Consider the following 22,874-nt stretch of genomic DNA (forward strand, 5'->3'; position numbering starts at 1 on the left):
TGATCCGCGCCGCGTCAGAACTGGACGCGCGGCGGCTCGGAGATCGCGGCGCCGTCGACGACCTCGAAGAACTCGCGCTCGTGGAAGCCGAGGTTGCGGGCGAAGAGGTTGTTCGGGAACACCTTGATCTTGGTGTTCAGCTCCCGCACGCCCCCGTTGTAGAACCGGCGTGAGGCCTGGATCTTGTCTTCGGTGTCGACGATCGACTGCTGCAGGTGCAGGAAGTTCTGGCTCGCCTGCAGCTGCGGATATGCCTCGGCGACCGCGAACAGCGACTTGAGCGCCTGCTGCATGTGGCCCTCGGCCACGCCCGCCTCGGCGGGTCCGCCGGCCGAGAGCGTCTCGGCCCGCGCACGGGTGACGTTCTCGAAGACCGCCTTCTCGTGCGCCGCGTAGCCCTTCACCGCCTCGATGAGGTTCGGCAGCAGGTCGGCGCGGCGCTTGAGCTGGACGGTGATGTCGCTCCACGCCTCATCGACCCGCACGTTCAGTTGAACGAGCGAGTTGTACGTGGCCCACAGGTAGATCCCGACGATCGCGGCGAGAGCCACAACGATCAGGACCGGGATCAGCCATTCCCACATAGCCGGATACTCCGTTCGAGGTTTCCCTCATCCTAGCGAGGGCGACCGTCGCCGTCTGTCCCGGTTCCCCGGACTCTCAGCCGTTACTCACCGAGGACGCGCTGGAGGTAGGGGTTGGCGAACACGCGCTCCGGGTCGAGGCGATCGCGCAGTGCCACGAAGTCGCCGAAGTGCGGGTAGCGGTCCTTCAGGATCGCGGCATCCAGTGTGTGCATCTTGCCCCAGTGCGGACGACCGCCGAAGCCCAGCATGATCTGCTCGACGGCCTCGAAGTACTCCGTCGGATCCTCGCGCCAGTAGCGGTGGACGGCGATGTAGCCCGACGCCCGGCCGTGCGCGGTCGACATCCACCGGTCGTCCGCCGCGGCGAAGCGCACCTCCACCGGGAAGGAGATGCGCCAGCCGCGCTCGTCGAACAGCGCGCGGAGGGCGTCGAACGCCGGTCGCACATTCGCGACGGGCAGCGCGTACTCCATCTCACGGAAGCGCACCGACCGGGAGGTCGCGAAGACGCGGGACGAGGCATCCGTGAACTCGCGATCCCCCCACAGTTTCACCGACAGGCGATTGATCGGCGGAATCGTCGCAGGGATGGCCCGCGCGACGCTGCAGGCCACCTGGTGCAGCCCGCTGCCGACGAGTGTGTCGTCGACCCACTTGCCCACCGCCGGGAGCGGGTGCCGCGGAGCGCTCGCGGGCAGGCGCGTGTTCGTCTTGGTCATGGCTCGATCGGTGTGCGGGAACCAGTAGAACTCGAAGTGGTCGGCCTCGGCCACGCGCGTGTCGAGCTCGTTCAGCACGACCTCGAGATCCTCGGGCTGTTCAACGGCGTGCAGCACGAACGCCGGCACGCACTGCACGGTCACGTCGACCAGGATGCCGAGCGCCCCGAGGCCGAGGGCCACCGCCGGCAGCAGATCGGCGTTCTCGATGTCGCTGACCACCAGCAGATCGCCGGATGCCGTCACCAGGGTGGCGCCGACGATCTGGGCCGCGATCCCGCCGAAGCGCGCGCCGGTGCCGTGCGTTCCGGTGGAGATGGCACCTGAGATCGACTGGCGGTCGATGTCGCCCAGGTTCTCCATTGCGAGGCCGTACGGGGCGAGGAGCTCCGGGATGTGGTGCAGGCGCGTGCCTGCGTGGAACGTGACCCGGGACCGGTCCACATCGACCGCCACGATGCCGCTCAGGTCGGCGAGGTCGAGCAGCACGCCGGGCGCGACGGCGATTCCGGTGAAGCTGTGACCGGCGCCGACCGCCTTGACGGGCAGCCTCTGCCGTGCCGCCGCCGCAACCGCACGCTGCACCGCGTCGGATGTGCGGGGGAACTCCACCCGGCGCGGGCGCACCGACTCGGAGCGGCCCCAGTTCTGCCACTTGCCGCCTGGACGCGTCACAGGAATGCCTTTCCCTCGCCGCGATACGTGGGCACCTCGCCGATGAGGTGCTCTCCGTCGACGACGTGATACCGATCGATCCGCTCTGCCAGTTCGCCGCTCTTGGAGTGACGGAACCACACGCGATCGCCCACGCGCAGATCGCGGGCGGCGGCGCCCTTGAGCGGCGTCTGCACCTCGCCTGCGCCCTCGCGCGGCAGGGTCGTGAGGCCCTGCGGCCACACCGGCAGCGGCTGCCGCGAGGCGACGGGCGGGCCGGAGGCGATCCAGCCGCCGCCGAGCACGGTCGCGACGTCGGGCGCGGGCTTGCGCACGACCTCGAGCGCGAACGCGGCGGCCGGCGCGAGCTCGAACGACCGGTAGCCGTCGAAGAGGTGGCCCGCGAGCAGTCCGCTGCCGGCGGTGAGCTCGGTGACGGACTGATCGGATGCCGTGAACTCGAGCGAGCCGGTGCCGCCGCCGTTGACGAACTCGAGCGGGGCGACGTCGCGCAGTGCCGCCACGATCTCGGCCCGTCGCTCGAGCAGCTCACGGGACGAGCGACGCTGCATCCAGCGGATCACACCGTCGCCCGAGCCGGTGTCGTCGCCCTGGCCGGCGATCTGCGCCTCGTACATCATGAGCCCGACGAGCCGGAACCCCGGACGGGCGGCGATGGCGCGACCGAGCGCGGCAACCTCTCCGGGTTCATGCACGGGTGACCGGAAGACGCCGATGTGGCCGAGTCCCGGAGCCCGCCACGACGCGTCGGCATCGATCGCGACGCGCAGCTCGGGGCGCGTTCCCGGTGCGGCGACGGCGTCGATGAGATCGAGCTGCGCGAGGTCGTCGACCATCAGCGTCACGCGACGCGCTGCCCGCTCGTCGGCGGCGAGGGAGGCGATGGCGGCCCGGTCGGCGGTCGGATATCCCACCACCACGTCGTCGTGCGCCTCTGCCAGCCAGAGCGCCTCCGGCAGGGTGAACGCCAGGATCCCCTGGTAGCCCGCCATCGCGAGCGTCGCGTCGATCGCCTCGCGCACGCGCACGGACTTGCTCGCCACTCGGATCGGCACGCCACCGGCGCGCACGACCATGTCGAGCGCGTTGTAGCGGAGGGCCGGCAGGCTGAGCGTCGCGACCGGACCGGAGACGTCGCGGACGGCATGCGACAGGCCGCCCCAGAAGGACGCGGGTTCCTTCCACGGCTCCGTCGCAGTGGCTGAGGACAGCAGGTCGAGGCTCATACGGCCCGCTTCGGGTGCGCGCACATGCGCACCAGCCTAGGGCCCGGGGCGTGCCTCCGCCGGACGCCCTGTGGATGTGTCGCGCTCCAGATCCGACCGCAGGCGCCGTCCGATCTCGCGCATCGCGTCGAGGACGGTGTCGCGCACCGACGGGTCTGCGCCGGACTGCCACTCGGCGAGCACGGCGTACGCGATCGCGCGGTCCTCCGATCGCACCGCGCCCACGTCCGCGCGGACGCCGCTGTCGGTGCCGGTCTTGTTCCACAGCGCGACTCCGCGGTCGACGTCGCGGTGTGCGAGCGGATCGAGCCCGAACGCCGAGGCGACCATCGACAGGTCGGTGCCCAGCGACAGCCAGCCCCGCACCTGGGCACTCACATCGGGAGCGACGGCCTCCCCGCGATCGATCGCCGCGACGAGGGAGGCGAGCTCGACGGCTGAGCCGTGCGAGAGTGCGGACGGATGCTGCGGCCCGCGCTCATCGCGGACCCGGTCGAGCAATGCGGTCCGACGGAGCCCGAGCGTCCCGGCGAGGTCGGCGACGGCGTCCAGCCCGACGACGTCGAGCAGCACGTTGGTCGCGAGGTTGTCGCTCACCGCGCCGACGAGCCGAGCGGCGTCCACGGCCGCGAGGGAGGAGACATCCATCACGTGCCACAGCCCGGAGTCGGCGACCGTCTCCCCGCCGCGGCGGACAGGAGCCGACGGGTCGAGCTCACCGGCGTGGAAGCGGCGGGACAGCTCGAGCAGCAGCAGCACCTTTCCGATGCTCGCCGTCGACAGGACGCGGTCGGATCGATGTGCGGCGAGCAGCTCGCCCGAACCGGCGTCGAGGACGCAGGCCGACCAGCGCAGTCCGATCGAGGGGTCGTCGGTCAACGCGTCGAGCAGCACGTACCCCCGCTGGGACTCGAACCCAGACTGAAGCGATTTTAAGTCGCCTGCCTCTGCCGATTGGGCTACGGGGGCGCCCGCCGGAGCGAACGCCTCCACGCTACCGCCCGGCAGTGCCGGGCGCGGCGTCAGCGGGTGGCGGTCGCCTTCTCGGCGGTCGCCTTCTCGGCGGCGGCCTTGTCGGCCGTCACCTTCGCGGGCTGGTCGGTCCGCTTCCCCTGCTCGCGCGGCTCAGCCGGCGGCGTGACGGCAGGCTGCGGCGGGCGCGGGCGCGCGGCGAACTCCTCGAACACGTAGCGCGGGTTCTGCACCGTCGACAGGTTGACCAGGTCGCGGCGGAGCCAGAGGTTGTTCCACCAGCCCCACAGCACGCGCCACTTGCGCTCCCAGGTCGGCATCGCCAGGCCGTGGTAGCCGCGGTGGGCGACCCACGCGATGATGCCCTTGAGGGCGAGGTTGCCCGACTGGAAGACACCGTTGTAGAGGCCGAGGCCGGCCACGGCGCCGAGGTTCTTGTGGAAGTACTCGCGGGGAACCTCTCCGCGGAGGACCGCGACGATGTTCTTCGCGAGGAGCTTCGCCTGACGCACCGCGTGCTGCGCGTTGGGTACGCAGTAGCCGCCCACGCCGCCGCCCGACAGGTCAGGGACGGCCGACACGTCGCCCGCCGCCCAGGCACCCTCGACGATCTCGTCGTCGGAGCCGACGCGAAGGTCGGCGCGGGTGCGGATGCGGCCGCGCTCCTCGATGGGAAGGTCGCCGCCACGCACGACCGTCGGGTTCGCCATGACGCCCGCGGTCCAGATGATGAGGTCGCTCGGGATCGTCTCGCCGGTCGACAGCTCGATGTTGCCGTCGACGGCGCCGGTGACCTGCGTGTCGAGGTGCACGTACGCACCGCGCTTGGCGAGGTCCTTCAGCACCCACTCGCTCGTCTTCAGCGACACCTCGGGCATGATGCGGCCCATCGCCTCGATGAGGTGGAAGTGCGTGTCGTCGAAGGTGAGCTGCGGGTAGCTCTTGACCAGCGACGAGGCGAGCGAGCGCAGCTCGGCGAACACCTCGATGCCGGCGAAGCCGCCGCCGACCACGACGACCGTGAGCAGGCGGTCGCGCTCCGGCCCGGGGGGCAGGACCGAGGCCTTGTCGAAGTTCGACATCAGGCGGTCGCGGATCGCGACGGCCTCTTCGATCGTCTTGAGGCCGATGGCGTTGTCGGCGATGCCCGGGATCGGGAACGTGCGCGAGACGGCGCCGGCGGTCACGACGATCTGGTCGTACTCGAACTCGTACGGGTCGCCCGCGATCGGTGTGATCGTGGCGACCTTGTTCGCGTGGTTGATGCCGGTGACCTTCGCAGCGACCACGGTGGTCTTCTTGAGGTGACGGCGCAGAGCCACCACCGAGTGGCGGGCCTCGATCGAGCCGGCCGCGACCTCCGGGAGGAACGGCTGGTAGGTCATGTAGGGCAGCGGGTCGACGATCGTCACCTCTGCTTCACCCTTGCGCAGGTGCTTCTCGAGCTTCCAGGCCGTGTAGAAGCCTGCGTATCCGCCACCGACGATGAGGATCTTGGGCACGGTGTTGGTCACGTTTGGAGGCTCCTCCTGGGTCAGCGGCTCGGCGCGCGGGACGTTAATCGGATGCGTCGGACAGCTGCGGTGACGCCGAGCGCCACCAGTATAGCCGCCGCCGTGGCCACCGAGAGCGGGAGGGTCCCGTAGAGCAGGGTCTGACCCGACGGCAGAAGGGGGGATGCGGCGCGCTCAGCGCTGTCCGGACGCGGCAGCGGCGGCACGGTGACGGGCTCGACGGGTTGCTGCGGGACGGGATCGCTCTGCGCCCGGCGGTACAGGCGAATCCACTCGGAGAGGCTGCCCATGGGGTTCGCGTCGACGGACGGCACCTTCGCCGACACGGCGGCCGCGGCATCCACCAGCCCATAGCCGTACAGCGGATCGTGGATCGCGGTCGAACCGGCCGGCGGACGGGCGGTCTCGACGATGCGGTTGATGACGTTGTTCGCGTCGAGGTCGGGGTGGGCCGCCCGCACCAGAGCGGCGATTCCCGCCACGATGGGCGCGGCGCCGCTGGTGCCGTTCCACAGCACGAGACGGCCGTCGGCCGAGACACCGACGAGCTCCTCGCTCGGCGCCGAGACGCCGATCGTGATCCCCTGGGTCGAGGCGTCGACGCTGGCCTTGCCGTCGGGGTCGACGCCGCCCACCGTCAGCACGCCGGGGATGGTGGCCGGGGCACCCACCCGGGTGGTGCCACTCCCCCGGTTGCCGGCTGCGACCACCACCACGACGTCGTTCTGGAACGCGTAGAGGAAGGCGTCGTCCCAGCTCTCGTCCCAGTCGGGCACGTTCGTGGTGAGCGACATGTTGATGACATCGGCCCCGTGGTCCACGGACCAGCGGATGGCCTCGGCGATCTGCTCGGTGAACGACTTCGTCGCCGACGACCCGAACCCGACCGAGACCGAGAGCAGCTCCGCCTCGGGTGCGACGCCGATCATGCCGGTGTCTTCGCCCGTGCCGCGCCCGGCCGCGAGTGACGCCACCCAGGAGCCGTGGTTGGAGTCGACCGCGCCCACCGGCGTGCGTCCGTCGGGCGTTCCGACCCCCGAGACGTCGGTCCCGTCGACGACCGCGCCCTCGAACTCGACCGGCCCCTTGCCGATGCCGGTGTCGATGATGGCGATCGTGACGCCCCGGCCGCGGGTCTTCTCCCACGCCTGGTCGATGCCGTAGTCCTCGAGCCAGTACTCCGCGGCGCGCACCGGATCCTCCTCCGGCACCTCGGGCGTGACGGCGGCGGCCGCGGGCGCGGCGGTGACGAGCGTCAGCGCGGCGGCGGCCGCGGTCACCGCCGCGAGGAGGCGACGCCTCATCCGGCCGCCCCGGGCTGGGCGCAGACGCAGCGCTCGGGCGACCACGACGAGAGGGCGAGGGCGCGGTCGCCGATGGGGTTGACACCGGGTCCGGCGGCGAGGGCGTGACCGGCGAGGGCGTGCAGGCACTTGACGCGGGTCGGCATGCCGCCGGCCGAGATGCCCGCGATCTCCTCGACCTCGCCGTAGGCGGCACGATCGCGCAGGTAGGCCTCGTGCGCGCGCGCGTAGCCGGCCGCGAGTTCCTCGTCCTCGACGAGCGCGTCGTTCAGCTCGCGCATCGTGTGCTCGGCCTCGAGCACCGACATGGCGACGGTGGCCGCGGGGTGGGTCAGGTAGTAGAACGTGGGGAACGGCGTGCCGTCGGGCAGCCGTGGCGACGTGGCGACGACGGTCGGGTTGCCGCACACGCACCGCGCAGCGATGCCCACGACGCCACGGGCCGGCCGGCCGAGCTGCTCCTGCAGGACGGCGAGGTCGGCATCGGTGGCAGGGGGGTACGGCGAGGTCGTCACGTCGACAGGCTAGCGGGGGCTCCTGGCAAGGCGCTGATCGGGATGCCAGCGACGAGGCTGCCCGGGGCGGAGGGGCCCGATCGGCGTCAGGGCGTGCCGGTCGGCGTCGGGGCCGGCTGCTCGTCGGGCACGCCCACGGTGGGCGCCTTCACCGTCTGGGCGAGTCCGGCCGACGTCACCGAGCGCACGAGCTGCGACATCCAGTCGGTGCGCGTCTGCTCCACTTGGTCGCTCACCGGGTCCTCTTCCTGCGGCACGAGCTCGGCGGGGAGGTCGTTGTCGACGAGGTAGACGACCTCGCCGGGACGCACGTAGTACAGCCGCTCTCGCGCTTGGGTCGTGATGTACGCCGGATCGGCCCAGCGGTCACGCTGCGCCTCGAGGTCGGCGACCTCCTGACGGCTCACCTCGACGGCCTCTTCGAGCGCCGCGATCTGCTGGCGCTGGTCGACATAGGTGCCGATCGTCGGCACGAGCACGAAGGCCGCCAGGACGACGAGGCCGAGCATGATGACCATGAAGCCGGACAGGCGGATGCCGCCCAGCCACTGCCGCACGTCGACCGGGCCGCGATCGGGGCGGCGCCGCGGGGGACGGGAAGGGGGAGCCGTCGTCTTCGCCACGGCTCCCCCTCTCGTCAGCGTGTCAGCCCTGGAAGCGCGGGAAGGCTGCGCGGCCGATGAACGTCGCCGCGTCGCCCAGCTCCTCCTCGATGCGCAGAAGCTGATTGTATTTCGCGACGCGCTCGCTGCGGGCGGGCGCGCCGCTCTTGATCTGACCCGCACCCGTCGCCACGACGAGGTCGGCGATGGTGGTGTCTTCGGTCTCACCCGAGCGGTGCGAGAGCATCGCCGTGTAACCGGCGCGGTGCGCCATGTCGACCGCGTCGAGCGTCTCGGAGAGCGTGCCGATCTGGTTGACCTTGACGAGCAGCGAGTTCGCGACGCCGCGCGTGATTCCATCGGCGAGGCGCGCCGGGTTGGTGACGAACAGGTCGTCGCCGACGAGCTGGGTCTTGGTTCCGAGCGCCTCGGTGAGGGCCTTCCAGTTGTCCCAGTCGTCCTCGGCGAGAGCATCCTCGATCGTGACGATCGGGTAGTCGTTCACCAGACCGACGTAGTACTCGGTGAGCTCGGCGGCCGTCCAGTCCTTGTTGTCCAGGCGGTACACGCCGTCGTTGAAGAACTCGGTGGCGGCGACGTCCAGGCCGAGCGCGATGTCGGAGCCCGGCGTGAAGCCGGCCTTCTCGATCGCCTTGACCAGGAAGTCCAGGCCCTCCCGGTTGCTGGGCAGGTCGGGGGCGAAGCCGCCCTCGTCGCCGAGGCCCGTCGCGAAGCCGGCGGCCTTCAGCTCGCCCTTCAGCACGTGGTAGACCTCGGTGCCCCAGCGCAGCGACTCGGAGAACGTCTCGGCGCCGATGGGCGCGAGGAAGAACTCCTGCATGTCGATGCCGTTGTCGGCGTGCTCGCCGCCGTTGATGACGTTGAACAGCGGAACGGGCAGGATGTGCGCGTTCGGTCCGCCGAGGTAGCGGAACAGGGGCAGGTCGGCCGAATCGGCCGCGGCCTTGGCGACGGCGAGCGAGACGCCGAGGATGGCGTTCGCGCCGACGCGCGACTTGTTGTCGGTGCCGTCGACCTCGATGAGGATCTCGTCGATGATGCGCTGCTCGCTCGCATCGACGCCCTCGATCGCGGGGCCGAGCTCGTCGATGACGGCGGCGACGGCCTTCAGCACGCCCTTGCCGCCATAGCGGCTCTTGTCGCCGTCACGCAGCTCGTATGCCTCGAAGGCACCGGTGGACGCGCCGGAGGGGACGGCTGCACGCTGGACGATTCCGTCGTCGAGGAGCACCTCCACTTCGACGGTCGGGTTACCGCGCGAGTCGAGGATCTCGCGCGCGCCTACAGCCTCGATAAGTGCCACAGGGGGACTCCTTGCTTGTGGAGGGTGGTTCTTCGGAGCGTCGTCGGTCCGCGTCCGAGTCTAGTGACCGGGATGCCGCGCCACAGGCGCCGGCGTCATGGGGCGCCGTTCTACCCCGGGTGGCTACACCACGACGGCGAGCGCCACCCCGTCGTATCCCTTGAGGTCGAGGGTCTGCAGCGCCGTGGCGTCGAAGCGGGGGTCACGGCCGAGCATCTCGAGGCCGCGCTGCACGCCGATGATCTGGGGGTTCTCGGTGGCGGGATTGGCCACCTCTCCCCCGCGCACGGTGTTGTCGACCACGACGACCGTGCCGGGCCGTCCGAGCCGCGCCGCCCAGTCGAGGTAGATCGTGTTGGACTCCTTGTCGGCGTCGATGAACACCAGATCGAACGGCTCAGCGCCCGCGAGGGTCGGCAGCACGTCAGCGGCCCGACCGAGTCGCACCTCGACTTTCTCCGCCACGCCGGCGCGCTCGAGGTTCGCGCGCGCGACCTCCGCGATGCGGGGCTCGGCCTCGATCGTGACGACCTTGCCGTCCGACGGGATGCCCCGCGCCATCCAGATCGTCGAGTACGCGCCGAGCGTGCCGATCTCGAGCACGCGTCGGGCCCCGCTGATGCGAGCGATCAGATGGAGGAACTTGCCGTTGACCGGCGCCACCTCGATGGGAGGAAGGCCGGCCGCGCGCTGGTCGGCGACCGCGTGCTCGAGGCCAGGATCGTGCCCGACGAGGGTGTCGGTCAGATAGGCGTCGACGCGGCGCCACAGCTCGGGGGTCGGGTCGCTCATGGCCCCAGCCAACAAGCGGTCGGGGGCATGCGTCAAGGGCGCGTGGCCTGAGCGCGGGTGGTGAGCGCAGCCAGCAGTCCCGCGCCGGTCTGTGCGTCATCCACCGACACGACGAGCGGACGACCGTTTCGCCGCTCGACCTGGATGGCTTCGCCGGCGTGGAGGACGATGCCGAATCGACCGTCGAGCCCCAGCCGGAAGCCCCAGCCGCCGAACTCCGCGGCGGGGTCGACGCGCACGACCGAGACCGACCGGATCTCGGCCAGCGGAACGGAGAATCGGGGCACACCGACGAGGGAGCGCACACGCAGGCCCGACTCGGTCACGCTCACCCGGAAGACGAAGGTCGTCGCGGCCAGCACGGCGAACAGGAGTGCGAGCGCCGCGAACAGCCACCACAGCTCTCCCCCGGAGACGCCGAACACGACGGCGAGGACGGCCATCAGCAGGGTGACTCCCGCGATCGCGGTCATCGCCGGGCGCGACATCGTCGTGGTGCGCAGCCACGCGGCCCGCTCCCCCTCGGCCAGGGCGACGGCTGAGGCGGTGGCTTCGACGGAGCCGCCGCTCACGGTGACCGCGGGCTGGGTGAACCATGCCGCCGCACCGGCGATCGCACCGGAGATCAGCCCGGCGACCAGCGGCACTCCGATGCTCGGAGCCTCGTGCGCGTCGGCGAGGCCGCGCTGCATCGCGAACGACACGGTCGCCAGTACGAGCAGGAAGGCGGAGGTGCCGCACGACAGCGCGCCGAGGAACCGCAGCGTCGGCCCCCACTCGCCCGACCTGCGCGTGCCGAGCGCGATCACGCCGAACAGCGCGGCGAGCCCGTAGCCGACCGCGGCCGTCAGGAGCGGCACCGACCACGCGGGGGCGAACCCGTCGGGCTCGCCGCCGCGGCCCCAGTGGGTCGCGACCGTCGCCGGCACCTGAGGCAGCCAGGTCAGCAGGAGGATCACCGCCACGGTCGTCAGAAGGACGGGAACCCAGACCGCGACGACGGCGTAGGTGCGGCGGGCCCGGCGGACATCGCTCGAGGCGGCGGGAGGGGTCATCGGTGTTCCTTCACGAGAGAGGCGAGGGTGTCGGGCGAGAGCCCGAGGGCGCGGGCGCGGCGCGCGAGGGCGGCGATGTCGTCGTACAGCTGGGCGAGCGGGGTCGCGGCATCCGTCACCACAGCCCCTCTTCCGCGACGCATGTCGACCAGGCCCTCGTCGCGCAGATCCTGGTAGGCGCGCAGCACGGTGTGCAGATTGACTCCGAGCGCATCGGCCACATCGCGCGCCGACGGCAGCCGGTCGCCGGGACGGACCCGTCCGGTGGCGGCATCCGCCCGGACGGAGGCGGCCACCTGCGCGAAGATGGGCTCGTCGCTGCTGGGATCGATTCGGATGAGCACGCGACTATTCTATAACAAGTAGAACAGTGACATTCGACCCGCGGTGGAGTTTGTCGCCGGGCGACAACGGATGCCGCATCCCTGCGGAGGCTTTGGCACCATGGCCCGCATGCGCATCACTCCTCGTCGCCTCGCCCTCGGCATGAGCCTGTGGGCCCCGAACCTCTGGAGCGGCATCCGCGTGAAGGGGTTCGCCGACGACTGGACCAGCGCCACCGTCGAACTCCACGTGAACCTCCTCACCCGCAACTATGTCAAGACGGCGTTCGGCGGCTCGATGTCGGCGATGACGGACCCGTACTTCTTCATGCTCGTGATGCACCAGCTCGGACGCGACTACGTCGTGTGGGACACGCGCGGCGAGATCGAGTTCGTCAAGCCCGGTCGCGGCGTGCTCACCGCCCGGTTCGAGGTGCCGCGCGAGAAGGCCGACGAGCTGCGCGAACGAGCCCGCGGAGGTGCGAAGGTGCTCGAGTGGTTCGAGACGGACATCACGGATGCCTCGGGCGACGTCGTCGCGCGCGTCCGGCGCGAGGTCTACGTGCGCGAGAAGAAGCGCATCACCGCACAGGCCGCCCGCTGAGGCGGGCCGCGGGTTCACGGGCGTGCGCTAGGGTGCCCGCGTGACCAGCCCGTCCCTGCAGCGCCGCCTGGGTCTCGGCGACGCCGTGTTCATCGGCCTCGGGTCGATGGTCGGCGCCGGGGTCTTCGCCGCCTTCGCACCGGCGGCGGCGGCCGCCGGGAGCGGCCTTCTGGTCGGGCTCGCGATCGCCGCCGTCGTCGCCTTCGGCAACGCGACGTCGTCGGCGCAGCTGGCCGCCGTGCACCCGACCTCGGGCGGCACGTACGCCTACGGGCGCGCGGAGCTCGGGCCGTGGTGGGGGTTCATCGCCGGGTGGGGATTCGTCATCGGCAAGACCGCCAGCTGCGCCGCCATGGCGCTGACGTTCGCGGCGTACGCCGCACCGCCCGGATGGGAGCGGCCGATCGCGATCGCCGCCGTCGTCGCCCTCGCGACGGTGAACTGGTTCGGCGTCACGCGCACGGCGCAGGCGACGCGCGCCATCGTCATCGTGGTTCTGCTCGCGCTGGCCGTGGCGGTCGCCGCGGGCGGCGCGGCGCCCGACAGCGCGGACTGGCTCAGCCCCGAGGCACTGTGGGCGGACGGCGCCTACGGGATCCTGCAGTCCGCCGGACTCCTGTTCTTCGCCTTCGCCGGCTACGCCCGCATCGCCACGATGGGCGAGGAGGTGCGCGATCCCGCCAAGACCATCCCTCGCGCGATCGTGCTCGCCTTCGCGGGCGCTCTGGTCGTCTACGCGCTCGTCGCGGTGACCGTGCTCTCGACGCTCGGTCCCGTCGCCACGGCCGGGTCGAGCGAGCCGGTCGCTGCGGCCGCAGCAGCGTCGGGCTGGGCATGGGCGGCGCCGGTCGTGCGGGTGGGGGCGGCCGCGGCATCCCTCGGCGCTCTCCTCGCCCTCATCGCGGGCATCGGACGCACCGCGTTCGCCATGGCGCGCGAAGGCGACCTCCCCCGGTTCCTCTCTGCGGTCCACCCCCGCTGGCATGTGCCCCACCGAGCCGAAGCGATTCTCGCCGCCGTCGTGATCGTCGCGGTCGCGCTCGTCGACCTCCGCGGCGCGATCGGGTTCTCGTCGTTCGGCGTGCTGCTGTACTACCTGGTCGCCAACCTCGCCGCGTTCCGCCAGGGCGCGAAGGCGCGGCGGTACCCTCGCGCGCTGCAGGTGGTCGGCGCCGCCGGGTGCGTCATCCTCGGTGTCACGCTGCCGTGGCAGAGCGTGGTGGCCGGCGCCGTCGTCGTGATCGCCGGAGTCGTCTACCGGATGCTGCGTCTGCGGTTCAGCCGAGCGGCTTGAGCTCGAGCGATCCCGGCGCGGCCCCGGCCGACACCGTCGCGAACGCCGTGTAGCCGTCGCCCGTCGCGCGCTCGAGCAGCGCCTTGAGGTTCTTCGTACGGTGCTCCAGACGCACCCGCGAGCCCGACGCGATCAGCGCGGCCTTGTGCGCGAGGAGCTCCGCCTCGGGTACATCGCGGTCGTGCACGAGCACGACGGCGGGCCGGGGGTCGTCGGCCGCTGCGTCGACGAGGTCGACGATGCGCTCGAAGCCGATCGAGAAGCCGACTGCCGGCACGTCCTGGCCGAGGAAGCGGCCGATCATGCCGTCGTAGCGCCCGCCACCGCCGAGGGAGTAGTCGACCGACGGGTGCGCGAGCTCGAAGATGGTGCCGGTGTAGTACCCCATCCCGCGCACCAGGAACGGGTCGAACACGAGCGGGATGTCGGCCGCGTCGGTCGTGGACGCCCCCCGCGCTGCCGCGACCGCGTCTCCGATGCCCACCAGGTGCGCGACCACGTCGTCCGGCGCGTCGGCGGGCAGGAGCTTGCGGATCTGACGCTCGCCGAACGGGTTGTACTCGAGCGTCATCGGTCGGCCGAGAAAGGCCTCGAACGCGTCGACGGCGGATGCCGTGGTCCCGCGCTCGCGCAGCTCGGCGGCCACGCCGGCCGGGCCGATCTTGTCGAGCTTGTCGATCGTGATGAGCACGCCGGGACGCTCGCCGGGAGCGAAGCCGAAGGTGTCGAGCATCCAGTCGAGCACCCGGCGGTCGTTGATGCGCACGCTGCCGCCCTCGAGGCCCAGGGCGTCGAGGGTGTCGAGGGTGGCGACGATGAGCTCCGCCTCGGCGCGGGCCGAGGCATCCCCCATGATGTCGATGTCGCACTGCATGAACTGCCGGTAGCGGCCCTTCTGCGGGCGCTCGGCACGCCACACCGGCGCGATCTGGATCGAGCGGAACACCGTGGGCAGCTCGCCGCGGTGGCTCGCGTAGAAGCGCGCGAGAGGCACCGTGAGGTCGTAGCGCAGGCCCAGGTCGGTGAGCTGCGACGGGTCGTCGGCGGCCGCGCGGACGGCGTCGGCGTCGAGGCCGCGCTTGAGCACGTTGTACGCGAGCTTCTCGTTGTCGCCGCCGATGCCGGCGTGGAGGCGGGCGTACTCCTCCATCACGGGGGTCTCGATCTCATCGAACCCGTGCACCCGGTAGCGGTCGCGGATGACGGCGAGCACGCGCTCGCGGCGGGCCTTGTCGGCGGGGAGGAAGTCGCGCATGCCGCGCGGCGGGTTCACGGATGCCACGGCTCTATCTTTCCAGGTCGGCGCTGCCGGGCTCGCCCCGCACTCCGCGGGGTCCGCCCACCAGACGTCGTGTGTGCGACGAGACGGCGTGCCGGATGCGTCGTTTCAGCGCGGAAGTGATGTCTCGCGACCGAAGGCGACCAGGGCCGGCGGGGGGAGTCAGGCGGTCTCGGCGTCGCGGATGGCGGACGACAGCGCGCGCAGGCGCTCGCGCAGGGCCCGCTCGGCGTCCCAGCCGTTCGAGCGCGCCGTCGCCACGAGGGCGAGCAGCGCGTCGCCGAGCGCGGGTTCGGACGACGGGGCTCCCCCGGCGATCGGCACGGGCGGCGCGACATCGACCTGGGCCGCCTTGCCCAGGAGCTTCTGCGCGAGCGCCAGGCTCGGCATCCGCTCACTCACCCCGTCGAGCACGCTGGTGCGCGCGCTCTTCTCGGCGGCCTTCGCGGCGTTCCAGTGCACGAGCACTTCTTCGGGCGTGTTCGCGACGGCGTCGCCGAAGACGTGCGGATGCCGCCGCACCATCTTCTCGGTCAGACCGCGCGCGACGTCGTCGATGTCGAACGGGTCGGCGGGATCGCGCGAGGCGATCTCGGCGTGGAAGAGCACCTGCCACAGCAGGTCGCCCAGCTCCTCGCGGAGCTCGGCGCGGTCGTCCTCCTCGACGGCGTCGATCAGCTCGGCGCTCTCCTCGACCAGGTACGGCACCAGCGCACGGTGATCGATCCGCTGCGTCCAGACGCAGCGGTCGCGCACCGCGCGCATCGTATCGGCCGCCTCCCGCAGCGGATCGGCCGGGGGCGTCGCGTCGGTCATGCGATCTGTCCTTCGTGGCTGGAGGGCGGCGGCAGCTCGTCGTCGGCGGTCGGCGCCGCGCGGCGATAGTGACGTGCGCGCTGCGCCACCAGGATCGCCGCCAGCACGATCGAGATCATCGAGCCGCCGAGCACACCGAGTGTGGCCTCGTCTCTCACGAGCGGGTCGTCCGCGAACGCGAGCTCCGACAGCAGCAGCGACACGGTGAAGCCGATGCCGCCCAAGGCGCCGGCGGCGATGAGATCGAGCAACGACAGGTGCGGCGCGGCGCCGCGATTGCCGACGCGAAGCGAGATCCAGCCGGCGACGGAGATGCCGATGATCTTGCCCACGGGCAGCGCGACGAGCACACCCCAGAACGCCGGCGACAGCTGCGACGGCGTCACCGACGGAATCACGACGAAGGCGGCGGAGAACGCGAACAGCGGCAGGACGACACCGTTCACCCACGGCTCCAGCGCGTGGCGCACGTGCAGTGCGGGCCGCTGCGCCATCGCGAGGCCGAGCGCGACGCCCGCGATCGTCGCGTGCACGCCGGACAGATACACGAGCACCCAGGTCGTGACGGCCAGGAGCACCAGGACGATGGCGATCGGCAGCCGGTTGCGACGGTTGAGCTGGCGGCTGAGGACCCCGAAGATCGCCACGGCCACCACCGCGAGCGCGAGCAGCCCCACATTCACGTCGTCGGTGAACAGCACCGCGATGAAGATGATGCCGACGATGTCGTCGAGGATCGCGAGGGCGAGGAGGAAGATCCGGATGCCGGACGGCAGCCCCTTGCCGAAGACGGCGAGCACGCCCAGGGCGAAGGCGATGTCGGTCGCCGTCGGGATCGGCCAGCCGTCGACCACTTCCGACCCGCCGGCGAACAGCAGGAACACCGCGATCGGCACGACCACACCGCCGGCCGCGGCGATCGCGGGCTGCATCGCCTTGCGCGCGGAGTTCAATTCGCCGTTGGTGAGCTCGAACTGCAGTTCGACGGCGACGATGAAGAAGAAGATCGCGAGCAGGCCGTCCTGCACCCAGTGGCCCACCGACATCTCGAAGACGCCCGGGATGCCGACGTAGGCGCCCTTCACCTCCGCGATCGCGGGGCCGAGAGGCGAGTTCGCCAGTACGAGGGCGAGGATCGCCGAGGCCAGGAGCACGATCGCCGGAAAACGGGCGGAGCGGAGCAGGGACACGCGGGTCCTTTCGTCGGAGTGGTCGGTCGGCGCGGCGGCGCATCGCCGACCAGACTTCCCGGCACACCGTTGGCCAGTCTATCGGCGGCACGCCACGCTGCCGCGGACGTCACACAACGCCCTCGCGGACGGAGCCCCGGCCCGACGCCAGTAGCGTGGACGGATGCGCGAACTCACCCAGACCGAAGCGATCGACCTCGTGGGGCGCTTCGAGGCCGAGCAGGAGATCCCGGAGCAGATGCGCGCGGATGTGCGCATGCTCGGATCGCTCCTCGGCCAGGTGCTGCGCGAGAGCGGGTCGCCGGGCCTCTACGACGACGTCGAACGACTGCGCATCGCGACGATCCAGGCGTACACGGACGAGACTCCCGAGGCGTTCGCACGGGCCGCCGCCATCGCGGACTCCTTCACGGTCGAGCGGGCCGACGAAGTCGCCCGCGCCTTCACGGCGTACTTCCACCTCGTGAATCTCGCCGAGGAGCACCAGCGCGTCCGCGTCCTCCGCGAGCGCGACGGTCGCCCCGACCGCGAGCGCGCGACCGACTCCGTCGCCGCCGCCTTCATGCGACTGGCCGCCGAGGTGGGTGACGACACCGCCCTCGCGCGACTGCAGGCGCTGCGATTCCACCCCGTGTTCACGGCGCACCCGACCGAGGCCCGCCGCCGCGCGGTGTCGACGAGCATCCGGCGCCTCGCCGCGCTCCTCGAAGACCACGACGCCTCGCTGCGCAACGGCGCCGACCAGCGACGCGCCGAGCGGCGCATGCTCGAAGAGATCGACGCCCTGTGGCGCACGGCGCCGCTGCGGCCCGAGAAGCCGTCACCGACCGACGAGGTGCGGGCCGTCATGGCGGTGTTCGACGACACGCTGTTCACCGCCATCCCGCACGTGTACCGGCGCGTCGACGACGCGCTCCAGGGCCCGGCGGCCGGCGGCCGGGCTCCTGTGGTGCGCCCGTTCGTGCGGGTGGGGTCATGGGTCGGCGGCGACCGCGACGGCAACCCGTTCGTGACGGCATCCGTCACCCGCACCGCGGCGAAGATCGCCAGCGAGCACGTGCTGCTGGGACTGGAGCGCGCGGCGAGCCGGATCGGCCGCACACTCACCCTCGACGCGACCACCACCCCACCCAGCGCCGCGCTCGTGGCGCTCTGGCAGCGGCTCGCGGCGGCCGACGACGAGGCCGCGGCCGAGATCGCGAAGCGCTCCCCCAACGAGCCGCACCGCCGCATCATGCTTCTGCTCGCGCGCAAGCTGACGGCCACACGCGAGCGCGACGCCGACCTCGCCTACCGAGACCCCGAGCAGTTCCTCGCCGACCTGCGCATCGTGCAGGACTCGCTGGTGCAGGCCGGGGCGGCCCGGCAGGCGTACGGCCACCTGCAGCAGCTCCTGTGGCAGGTCGAGACCTACGGCTTCCACCTGACCGAGCTCGAGGTGCGGCAGCACTCCGCGGTGCACGCCAAGGTGCTCGCCGAGCTCGACGCCGGCGGACCCCGCTCCGAGCAGACCGAGGAGGTGCTCGACGTCTTCCGGTCCATCGCCTTCCTGCAGGAGCGCTACGGACCCCGCGCAGCCGGGCGCTACGTCGTGTCGTTCACGCAGTCCGCGGACGACCTCGCCGCGGTCCATCGTCTCGCGCGATACGCGGCCGGACCCGACGGCGACGTGCCGGTGCTCGACGTGGTCCCGCTGTTCGAGACGTTCGCCGACCTGCAGGCGGCGCCGCGCATCCTCGCCGAGATCGTGCAGCACCCCGCCTTCGCCGAGCGCCTCGCGGCGACCGGCCGCCGGCTCGAGGTCATGCTCGGCTACTCCGACTCGTCGAAGGACGTCGGACCGGTCGCCGCTAACCTCGCGCTGTACGAGGCGCAGGCCGCGATCGCCGCCTGGGCGCAGGAGCAGGGCATCGAGCTGACGCTCTTCCACGGGCGCGGCGGCGCCCTCGGCCGCGGCGGTGGACCGGCGAACTCGGCGATCCTCGCCCAGCCGCCGCACTCCGTCGACGGCAGGTTCAAGCTCACCGAGCAGGGCGAGGTCATCTTCGCCCGCTACGGCGACCCCGCCATCGCAATGCGGCACATCGACCAGGTCGCCGCTGCCATCCTGCTCGCGTCGTCCCCCTCGAACGAGGAGCGCAACCGCGCCGCGGCAGAGCGCTACGCCTCGGTCGCGGCGACGCTGGACGAGGCATCCCGGGCACGCTTCTTCTCGCTCGTGAAGGCGCCCGGCTTCGCGCCGTGGTTCGCCCGGGTGACACCGATGGAGGAGGTGGGCCTGCTCGCCCTCGGCTCGCGCCCGGCGCGACGCGGCCTGTCGGTCGAGTCGCTCGAGGACCTGCGCGCCATCCCGTGGGTCTTCGCGTGGACGCAGGCGCGCATCAATCTCGCGGGCTGGTTCGGGCTCGGCACCGCGCTGGAGGCCGTCGGCGACGAGCAGCTGCTGCAACGGGCGTACGACGAGTGGCCGCTGCTGCGCACGCTGATCGACAACGTCGCGATGAGTCTCGCCAAGGCCGACGATCGCATCGCGCGTCACTATCTCGAGCTGGGCGACCGCGACGATCTCGCGGCCCTTGTTCGCGAGGAGATGGCGCTCACCCGGTCGTGGGTCATCCGCGTCACCGGCGGCACGGAGCTGCTCGGCAACAAGCCCGTGCTGCAGCGAGCAGTGAAGATGCGCAGCCCGTACGTCGACGCGCTGTCGCTGCTGCAGCTGCGCGCGCTGCGCGCCTTGCGCGACGCGCCCGAGGGCGCGCCCGTCGACCCCGAGCAGCAGCGACTGCTGCTGCTCTCGGTCAGCGGTGTCGCGGCCGGCCTGCAGAACACCGGCTGACACGCGCGTCGCTTCCGTGCATCCGGAGACGCGGGGCTACCGTGGCCGCATGGCACGGATCGTCGTCGCCGAAGTATGTCCCGACTGCGGGTCGCTCGATGTGCGCGCGAGCGAGCCGCGGTGGTTCCGCGTCGAGCTCGATCGACGCGGCGACCTCGATGACGGCTGGGTGGAGCGCCTCGAGTTCGAGTGCCGCGACTGCCGCCTGGTCTGGGACTGAAGAGCGGTCAGGGAGGGATGCCGCGGCCGCGGCATCCCGAACCTCCGACGTCTGCGCGACTCAGTCGAGCCGGCGGTCGTCGACGTGCCGGGCGAGGCTGCGCCCGTAGCGCTCGGTGAGCTGCACCATGAGGTCGGGCGTCTCGCGATCGAGGCCGAAGACATAGCCGGGGAAGTCGAGCTCGCGCTGCGCCGCCCAGATCTCCTCGTGACGGTCCGGCGGGAGGATCTGCACCGGGTCCCCGATCGCGACCCAGCCGATGGGCACGGTCGATTCCGCCGGCAGGGTCGTGCGCAGGTGCACGACGCCGTTGATCCGCACCTCGCTGCGCGCTCCGATGCGCGCGCCGTTGAACACGCGCGTGCCGGTGGCGAGGAAGACCTCGTCCTCGACGACCGCTCCCGAGACACTGGCCATCGGCCCCACGAGGACGTGGTCGGCGATGTGCACCGGATTCGTCGAGGTGGCACGGATCAGGGCGTTCTCCATGACGATGACGTTCGTGCCGAGCGTGATCGCACCGCCTTCCGCGGTGATGACGGCGCCGTGCAGCACCTGGCAGTCGGCGCCGATCTCGACGTCTCCGCTGATCACCGCGGTCGCCGCGATCACGGCGTCGGGATGGATGCGGGGCTGTGCCCCGAGGTGCTCGAACCGCATCGTTCCTCCTCGATCGGTGCCAGCGTAGCGGCCCGGAACGTCACACGCCGAGACCCGGCGCTCCAGCGGGCGTAGGCTGGAACCGCCCGTCTCCGGCGCGCTCTCCCGCGCCCGCCCCGGCGTCCCGTGTCACCCCGCGGATCGCCCGGATGCCCGCTCACCCGCGGGCACGGCCCCTACGGCGACGCGGCCCCCGATCAGTCCCGAAGAAAGCTCCACCCGTGACCGACACTCTCGTCGCCCTGCCGTCCGCCGTCCGCACCGTGTTCGACACCGTGCAGGCCCGCAACCCCCACGAGCCCGAGTTCCAGCAGGCCGTGCACGAGGTGCTCGACTCGATCGTGCCGGTGCTGGAGCGGCATCCGGAGTTCGTCTCCGGCGGCATCGTGGAGCGCCTGGTCGAGCCGGAGCGGCAGATCATGTTCCGCGTCCCGTGGATCGACGACCAGGGCACGCTCCAGGTCAACCGTGGGTTCCGCGTGCAGTTCTCGTCGGTGCTCGGTCCGTACAAGGGCGGCCTGCGCTTCCACCCGACCGTGAACCTGTCGATCATCAAGTTCCTCGGGTTCGAGCAGATCTTCAAGAACGCGCTCACCGGCCAGGGCATCGGCGGCGCCAAGGGCGGCAGCGACTTCGACCCTCATGGCCGCTCCGACGGCGAGATCATGCGCTTCTGCCAGTCGTTCATGAACGAGCTCTACCGTCACCTCGGCGAGCACACCGATGTGCCCGCCGGTGACATCGGCGTCGGCGCGCGCGAGATCGGGTACCTCTTCGGCCAGTACCGCAAGATCACGAACCGCCACGAGTCGGGCATGTTCACCGGCAAGGGCGTCCAGTGGGGCGGTGCGGAGGTGCGCACCGAGGCCACCGGCTACGGCGCGGTGTTCTTCGTGCAGAACATGCTGGCGGTGCACGGCGAGCAGCTCGCCGGCCGTCGCGTGGGAGTGTCGGGCTCGGGCAACGTCGCGATCTACGCGATCGACAAGGTCCACCAGCTCGGCGGCATCCCGGTCACGGCGTCGGACTCGTCCGGCTACGTCGTCGACGACGCCGGGATCGACGTCGACCTGCTCCGTGAGGTCAAGGAGATCGAGCGCGGCCGCATCGCCGAGTACGCGGCACGCCGCGCGACCGCACGATTCGTCGAGGGCGCTCGGCCGTGGGAGGTCCCGATGGACGTCGCCCTGCCCTCGGCCACCCAGAACGAGCTCGATGAGCTCGATGCCTCGGCACTCATCGGCAACGGCGTGCGCGCCGTCGCGGAGGGCGCGAACATGCCGTCGACCCCCGGCGCCGTTGCGGCGTTCCGGGAGTCGGGGGTGCTGTTCGGTCCCGGAAAGGCCGCGAACGCCGGCGGTGTGGCGACGTCGGCGCTCGAGATGAGCCAGAACGCGGCGCGGCAGCGCTGGAGCTTCGCGCACAGCGAGGAGAAGCTGCGCTCGATCATGGCCGACGTGCACGACGCTGCGTTCGCCGCCTCGGAGCGCTATGACCGCCCCGGTGACTACGTCGTGGGCGCGAACGCGGCGGGATTCACGCGCGTCGCGCATGCGATGCTCGCCCAGGGCGTCATCTGACGCGCTGCGTTCGCCCGTGCGCGCCGCCGCCCGTGCGCGCCGCCGCGCGAGCGGCTCACCGCTGCCGTCGCGGCTTCTTGCGGCCGAGCATGTACGGGAGTCCCTCGCGCACCGCGGTGAGCGTGCTGCCCAGGCGACCGCGCCATGAGGGGTCCGGCAGGGGCGGCAGCTCCCCGTCGAGCTGCGCCATATCGGCGAAGTAGGCGCGGACCGTCCCGATCCCCTCCAGGTCGGGGGTGATCTCGCCCAGCGAATCCGGCAGTGCCCCCGCATCCGTCAGATACAGAGCCTCCGACATCAGGACGTACTCGGGGATCGGGACCGAGTTCTTCAGCAAGCGGTGCACCAGGATCACGTCGATGCCGACGAGCTTGTCCCTCCCGCGGATCGTCTGCGTCGCCACCTCCCCCACGTGCGCCACGAACTTGAGCTTCAGCTCCCCCACCTGCTTGCAGCCACCGCACGGACAGAGGTTCGTCGCGACATAGTGGCGCTCGACGTGGAATGCGCGGTGCATCGCGGCCGCCGTGCGCAGCACATCCGTCACCGTCGTATCGGGGTCGCGCCCGTCGACCCTGCGCGACAGGAACGCGGCATCCCCCTCGATCTCGACGAGGTCGAACCCCGGCGCGGCGCTGATCATCCTGTCGAGCATCCTGGCCGTATTGACCTCGGCATGCGCCAGGGTCATGCGATGCGAGCTCATGTAGGCGGTGTAGCCGCCGATGTCGGCGATCAGCAGAGCGGCACGGGCGGAGGTCATGCCTCACCCTCCCATCCGGGCCTG

22 protein-coding genes and 1 tRNA gene are annotated in these 22,874 nt (G+C 71.4%); 5 read left to right on the forward strand and 18 right to left on the reverse strand.

The window, feature by feature from the left end; all coding sequences use genetic code 11:
* Positions 1-14 precede the first annotated feature (14 nt).
* From ACFC1W_RS00450 to ACFC1W_RS00510, 13 genes are all read right to left on the reverse strand, one after another.
* Positions 15-584, reverse strand: coding sequence for a LemA family protein (locus ACFC1W_RS00450; RefSeq protein ID WP_191767297.1), 570 nt, complete (start codon positions 582-584; stop codon positions 15-17).
* A gap of 83 nt (positions 585-667) precedes the next feature.
* Positions 668-1,981, reverse strand: coding sequence for a D-arabinono-1,4-lactone oxidase (locus ACFC1W_RS00455; RefSeq protein WP_375987415.1), 1,314 nt, complete (start codon positions 1,979-1,981; stop codon positions 668-670).
* Entirely contained in the window at positions 1,978-3,207 is a 1,230-nt protein-coding gene (locus tag ACFC1W_RS00460; RefSeq protein ID WP_375991342.1) for an alanine racemase, read from the reverse strand. The genes ACFC1W_RS00455 and ACFC1W_RS00460 overlap by 4 nt, the downstream gene beginning before the upstream one ends.
* 36 nt (positions 3,208-3,243) lie before the next feature.
* Entirely contained in the window at positions 3,244-4,101 is an 858-nt protein-coding gene (locus ACFC1W_RS00465) for a serine hydrolase (protein WP_375987417.1), read from the reverse strand.
* Position 4,102: 1 nt separating this feature from the next.
* Positions 4,103-4,176: transfer RNA gene (locus ACFC1W_RS00470), tRNA-Leu, on the reverse strand.
* 53 nt (positions 4,177-4,229) lie between these two features.
* Positions 4,230-5,681, reverse strand: a complete 1,452-nt coding sequence (locus ACFC1W_RS00475) for an NAD(P)/FAD-dependent oxidoreductase (protein ID WP_375991344.1) — start codon at positions 5,679-5,681, stop codon at positions 4,230-4,232.
* Between the two features lie 32 nt (positions 5,682-5,713).
* Positions 5,714-6,997, reverse strand: a complete 1,284-nt coding sequence (locus tag ACFC1W_RS00480; RefSeq protein WP_375987419.1) for a S8 family serine peptidase — start codon at positions 6,995-6,997, stop codon at positions 5,714-5,716.
* The gene (locus ACFC1W_RS00485; RefSeq protein ID WP_375987421.1) at positions 6,994-7,512 is read right to left on the reverse strand and encodes a DUF501 domain-containing protein; all 519 of its coding nucleotides are present in this window, start codon (positions 7,510-7,512) and stop codon (positions 6,994-6,996) included. The genes ACFC1W_RS00480 and ACFC1W_RS00485 overlap by 4 nt, the downstream gene beginning before the upstream one ends.
* 86 nt (positions 7,513-7,598) lie before the next feature.
* Positions 7,599-8,135: a septum formation initiator family protein gene (locus ACFC1W_RS00490; protein ID WP_375987423.1), complete on the reverse strand. Its 537-nt coding sequence runs from the start codon at positions 8,133-8,135 to the stop codon at positions 7,599-7,601.
* Between the two features lie 22 nt (positions 8,136-8,157).
* Positions 8,158-9,438: a phosphopyruvate hydratase gene (eno, locus tag ACFC1W_RS00495; RefSeq protein ID WP_375987425.1), complete on the reverse strand. Its 1,281-nt coding sequence runs from the start codon at positions 9,436-9,438 to the stop codon at positions 8,158-8,160.
* A 123-nt stretch (positions 9,439-9,561) separates the two neighbouring features.
* On the reverse strand, positions 9,562-10,230 hold the full coding sequence (locus ACFC1W_RS00500; protein WP_375987427.1) for an O-methyltransferase: 669 nt from the start codon (positions 10,228-10,230) through the stop codon (positions 9,562-9,564).
* A gap of 32 nt (positions 10,231-10,262) precedes the next feature.
* The gene (locus ACFC1W_RS00505; RefSeq protein ID WP_375987429.1) at positions 10,263-11,285 is read right to left on the reverse strand and encodes a DUF1648 domain-containing protein; all 1,023 of its coding nucleotides are present in this window, start codon (positions 11,283-11,285) and stop codon (positions 10,263-10,265) included.
* On the reverse strand, positions 11,282-11,629 hold the full coding sequence (locus ACFC1W_RS00510) for a GntR family transcriptional regulator (protein WP_375987431.1): 348 nt from the start codon (positions 11,627-11,629) through the stop codon (positions 11,282-11,284). The genes ACFC1W_RS00505 and ACFC1W_RS00510 overlap by 4 nt, the downstream gene beginning before the upstream one ends.
* Positions 11,630-11,738: 109 nt before the next feature.
* Here ACFC1W_RS00510 and ACFC1W_RS00515 point away from each other — a divergent pair, with 109 nt between their 5' ends.
* Together ACFC1W_RS00515 and ACFC1W_RS00520 are read left to right on the forward strand one after the other, a co-directional pair.
* Positions 11,739-12,212: a DUF4442 domain-containing protein gene (locus ACFC1W_RS00515; protein WP_375987433.1), complete on the forward strand. Its 474-nt coding sequence runs from the start codon at positions 11,739-11,741 to the stop codon at positions 12,210-12,212.
* 40 nt (positions 12,213-12,252) lie between these two features.
* Positions 12,253-13,506, forward strand: a complete 1,254-nt coding sequence (locus ACFC1W_RS00520; protein WP_375987435.1) for an APC family permease — start codon at positions 12,253-12,255, stop codon at positions 13,504-13,506.
* On the opposite strand, the gene hisS is transcribed toward ACFC1W_RS00520, so the two are convergent.
* The 3 genes from hisS to ACFC1W_RS00535 all read right to left on the reverse strand — a co-directional run bounded on the left by hisS (position 13,490) and on the right by ACFC1W_RS00535 (position 16,791).
* A complete protein-coding gene (gene hisS, locus ACFC1W_RS00525; protein ID WP_375991347.1) occupies positions 13,490-14,761 on the reverse strand; it encodes a histidine--tRNA ligase in 1,272 nt (423 codons plus the stop codon). The genes ACFC1W_RS00520 and hisS overlap by 17 nt on opposite strands.
* 186 nt (positions 14,762-14,947) lie before the next feature.
* Entirely contained in the window at positions 14,948-15,601 is a 654-nt protein-coding gene (locus tag ACFC1W_RS00530) for a MazG family protein (protein ID WP_375987437.1), read from the reverse strand.
* Positions 15,598-16,791: a Na+/H+ antiporter NhaA gene (locus tag ACFC1W_RS00535; RefSeq protein WP_375987439.1), complete on the reverse strand. Its 1,194-nt coding sequence runs from the start codon at positions 16,789-16,791 to the stop codon at positions 15,598-15,600. Before ACFC1W_RS00535 ends, ACFC1W_RS00530 begins: the two co-directional genes overlap by 4 nt.
* Before the next feature lie 163 nt (positions 16,792-16,954).
* Between ACFC1W_RS00535 and ACFC1W_RS00540 the strand changes: the two genes are divergently transcribed.
* A complete protein-coding gene (locus ACFC1W_RS00540; RefSeq protein ID WP_375987440.1) occupies positions 16,955-19,627 on the forward strand; it encodes a phosphoenolpyruvate carboxylase in 2,673 nt (890 codons plus the stop codon).
* A 49-nt stretch (positions 19,628-19,676) separates the two neighbouring features.
* Positions 19,677-19,847 (forward strand): hypothetical protein, encoded by a 171-nt coding sequence (locus ACFC1W_RS00545; protein ID WP_375987442.1) that lies wholly within the window; start codon positions 19,677-19,679, stop codon positions 19,845-19,847.
* A gap of 60 nt (positions 19,848-19,907) precedes the next feature.
* Here ACFC1W_RS00545 and ACFC1W_RS00550 read toward each other — a convergent pair whose 3' ends face one another.
* Positions 19,908-20,507, reverse strand: coding sequence for a gamma carbonic anhydrase family protein (locus tag ACFC1W_RS00550; RefSeq protein WP_241113225.1), 600 nt, complete (start codon positions 20,505-20,507; stop codon positions 19,908-19,910).
* Between the two features lie 221 nt (positions 20,508-20,728).
* Here ACFC1W_RS00550 and gdhA point away from each other — a divergent pair, with 221 nt between their 5' ends.
* Positions 20,729-22,087, forward strand: a complete 1,359-nt coding sequence (gene gdhA / locus ACFC1W_RS00555) for an NADP-specific glutamate dehydrogenase (RefSeq protein WP_375987444.1) — start codon at positions 20,729-20,731, stop codon at positions 22,085-22,087.
* 55 nt (positions 22,088-22,142) lie between these two features.
* On the opposite strand, the gene ACFC1W_RS00560 is transcribed toward gdhA, so the two are convergent.
* Positions 22,143-22,850, reverse strand: a complete 708-nt coding sequence (locus tag ACFC1W_RS00560; protein ID WP_375987446.1) for a DUF2652 domain-containing protein — start codon at positions 22,848-22,850, stop codon at positions 22,143-22,145.
* Positions 22,851-22,874 lie beyond the last annotated feature (24 nt).

It is taken from the genome of Microbacterium sp. NPDC056003 (genome assembly GCF_042274785.1).
In the GTDB taxonomy this organism is placed as follows: Bacteria; Actinomycetota; Actinomycetes; order Actinomycetales; family Microbacteriaceae; genus Microbacterium.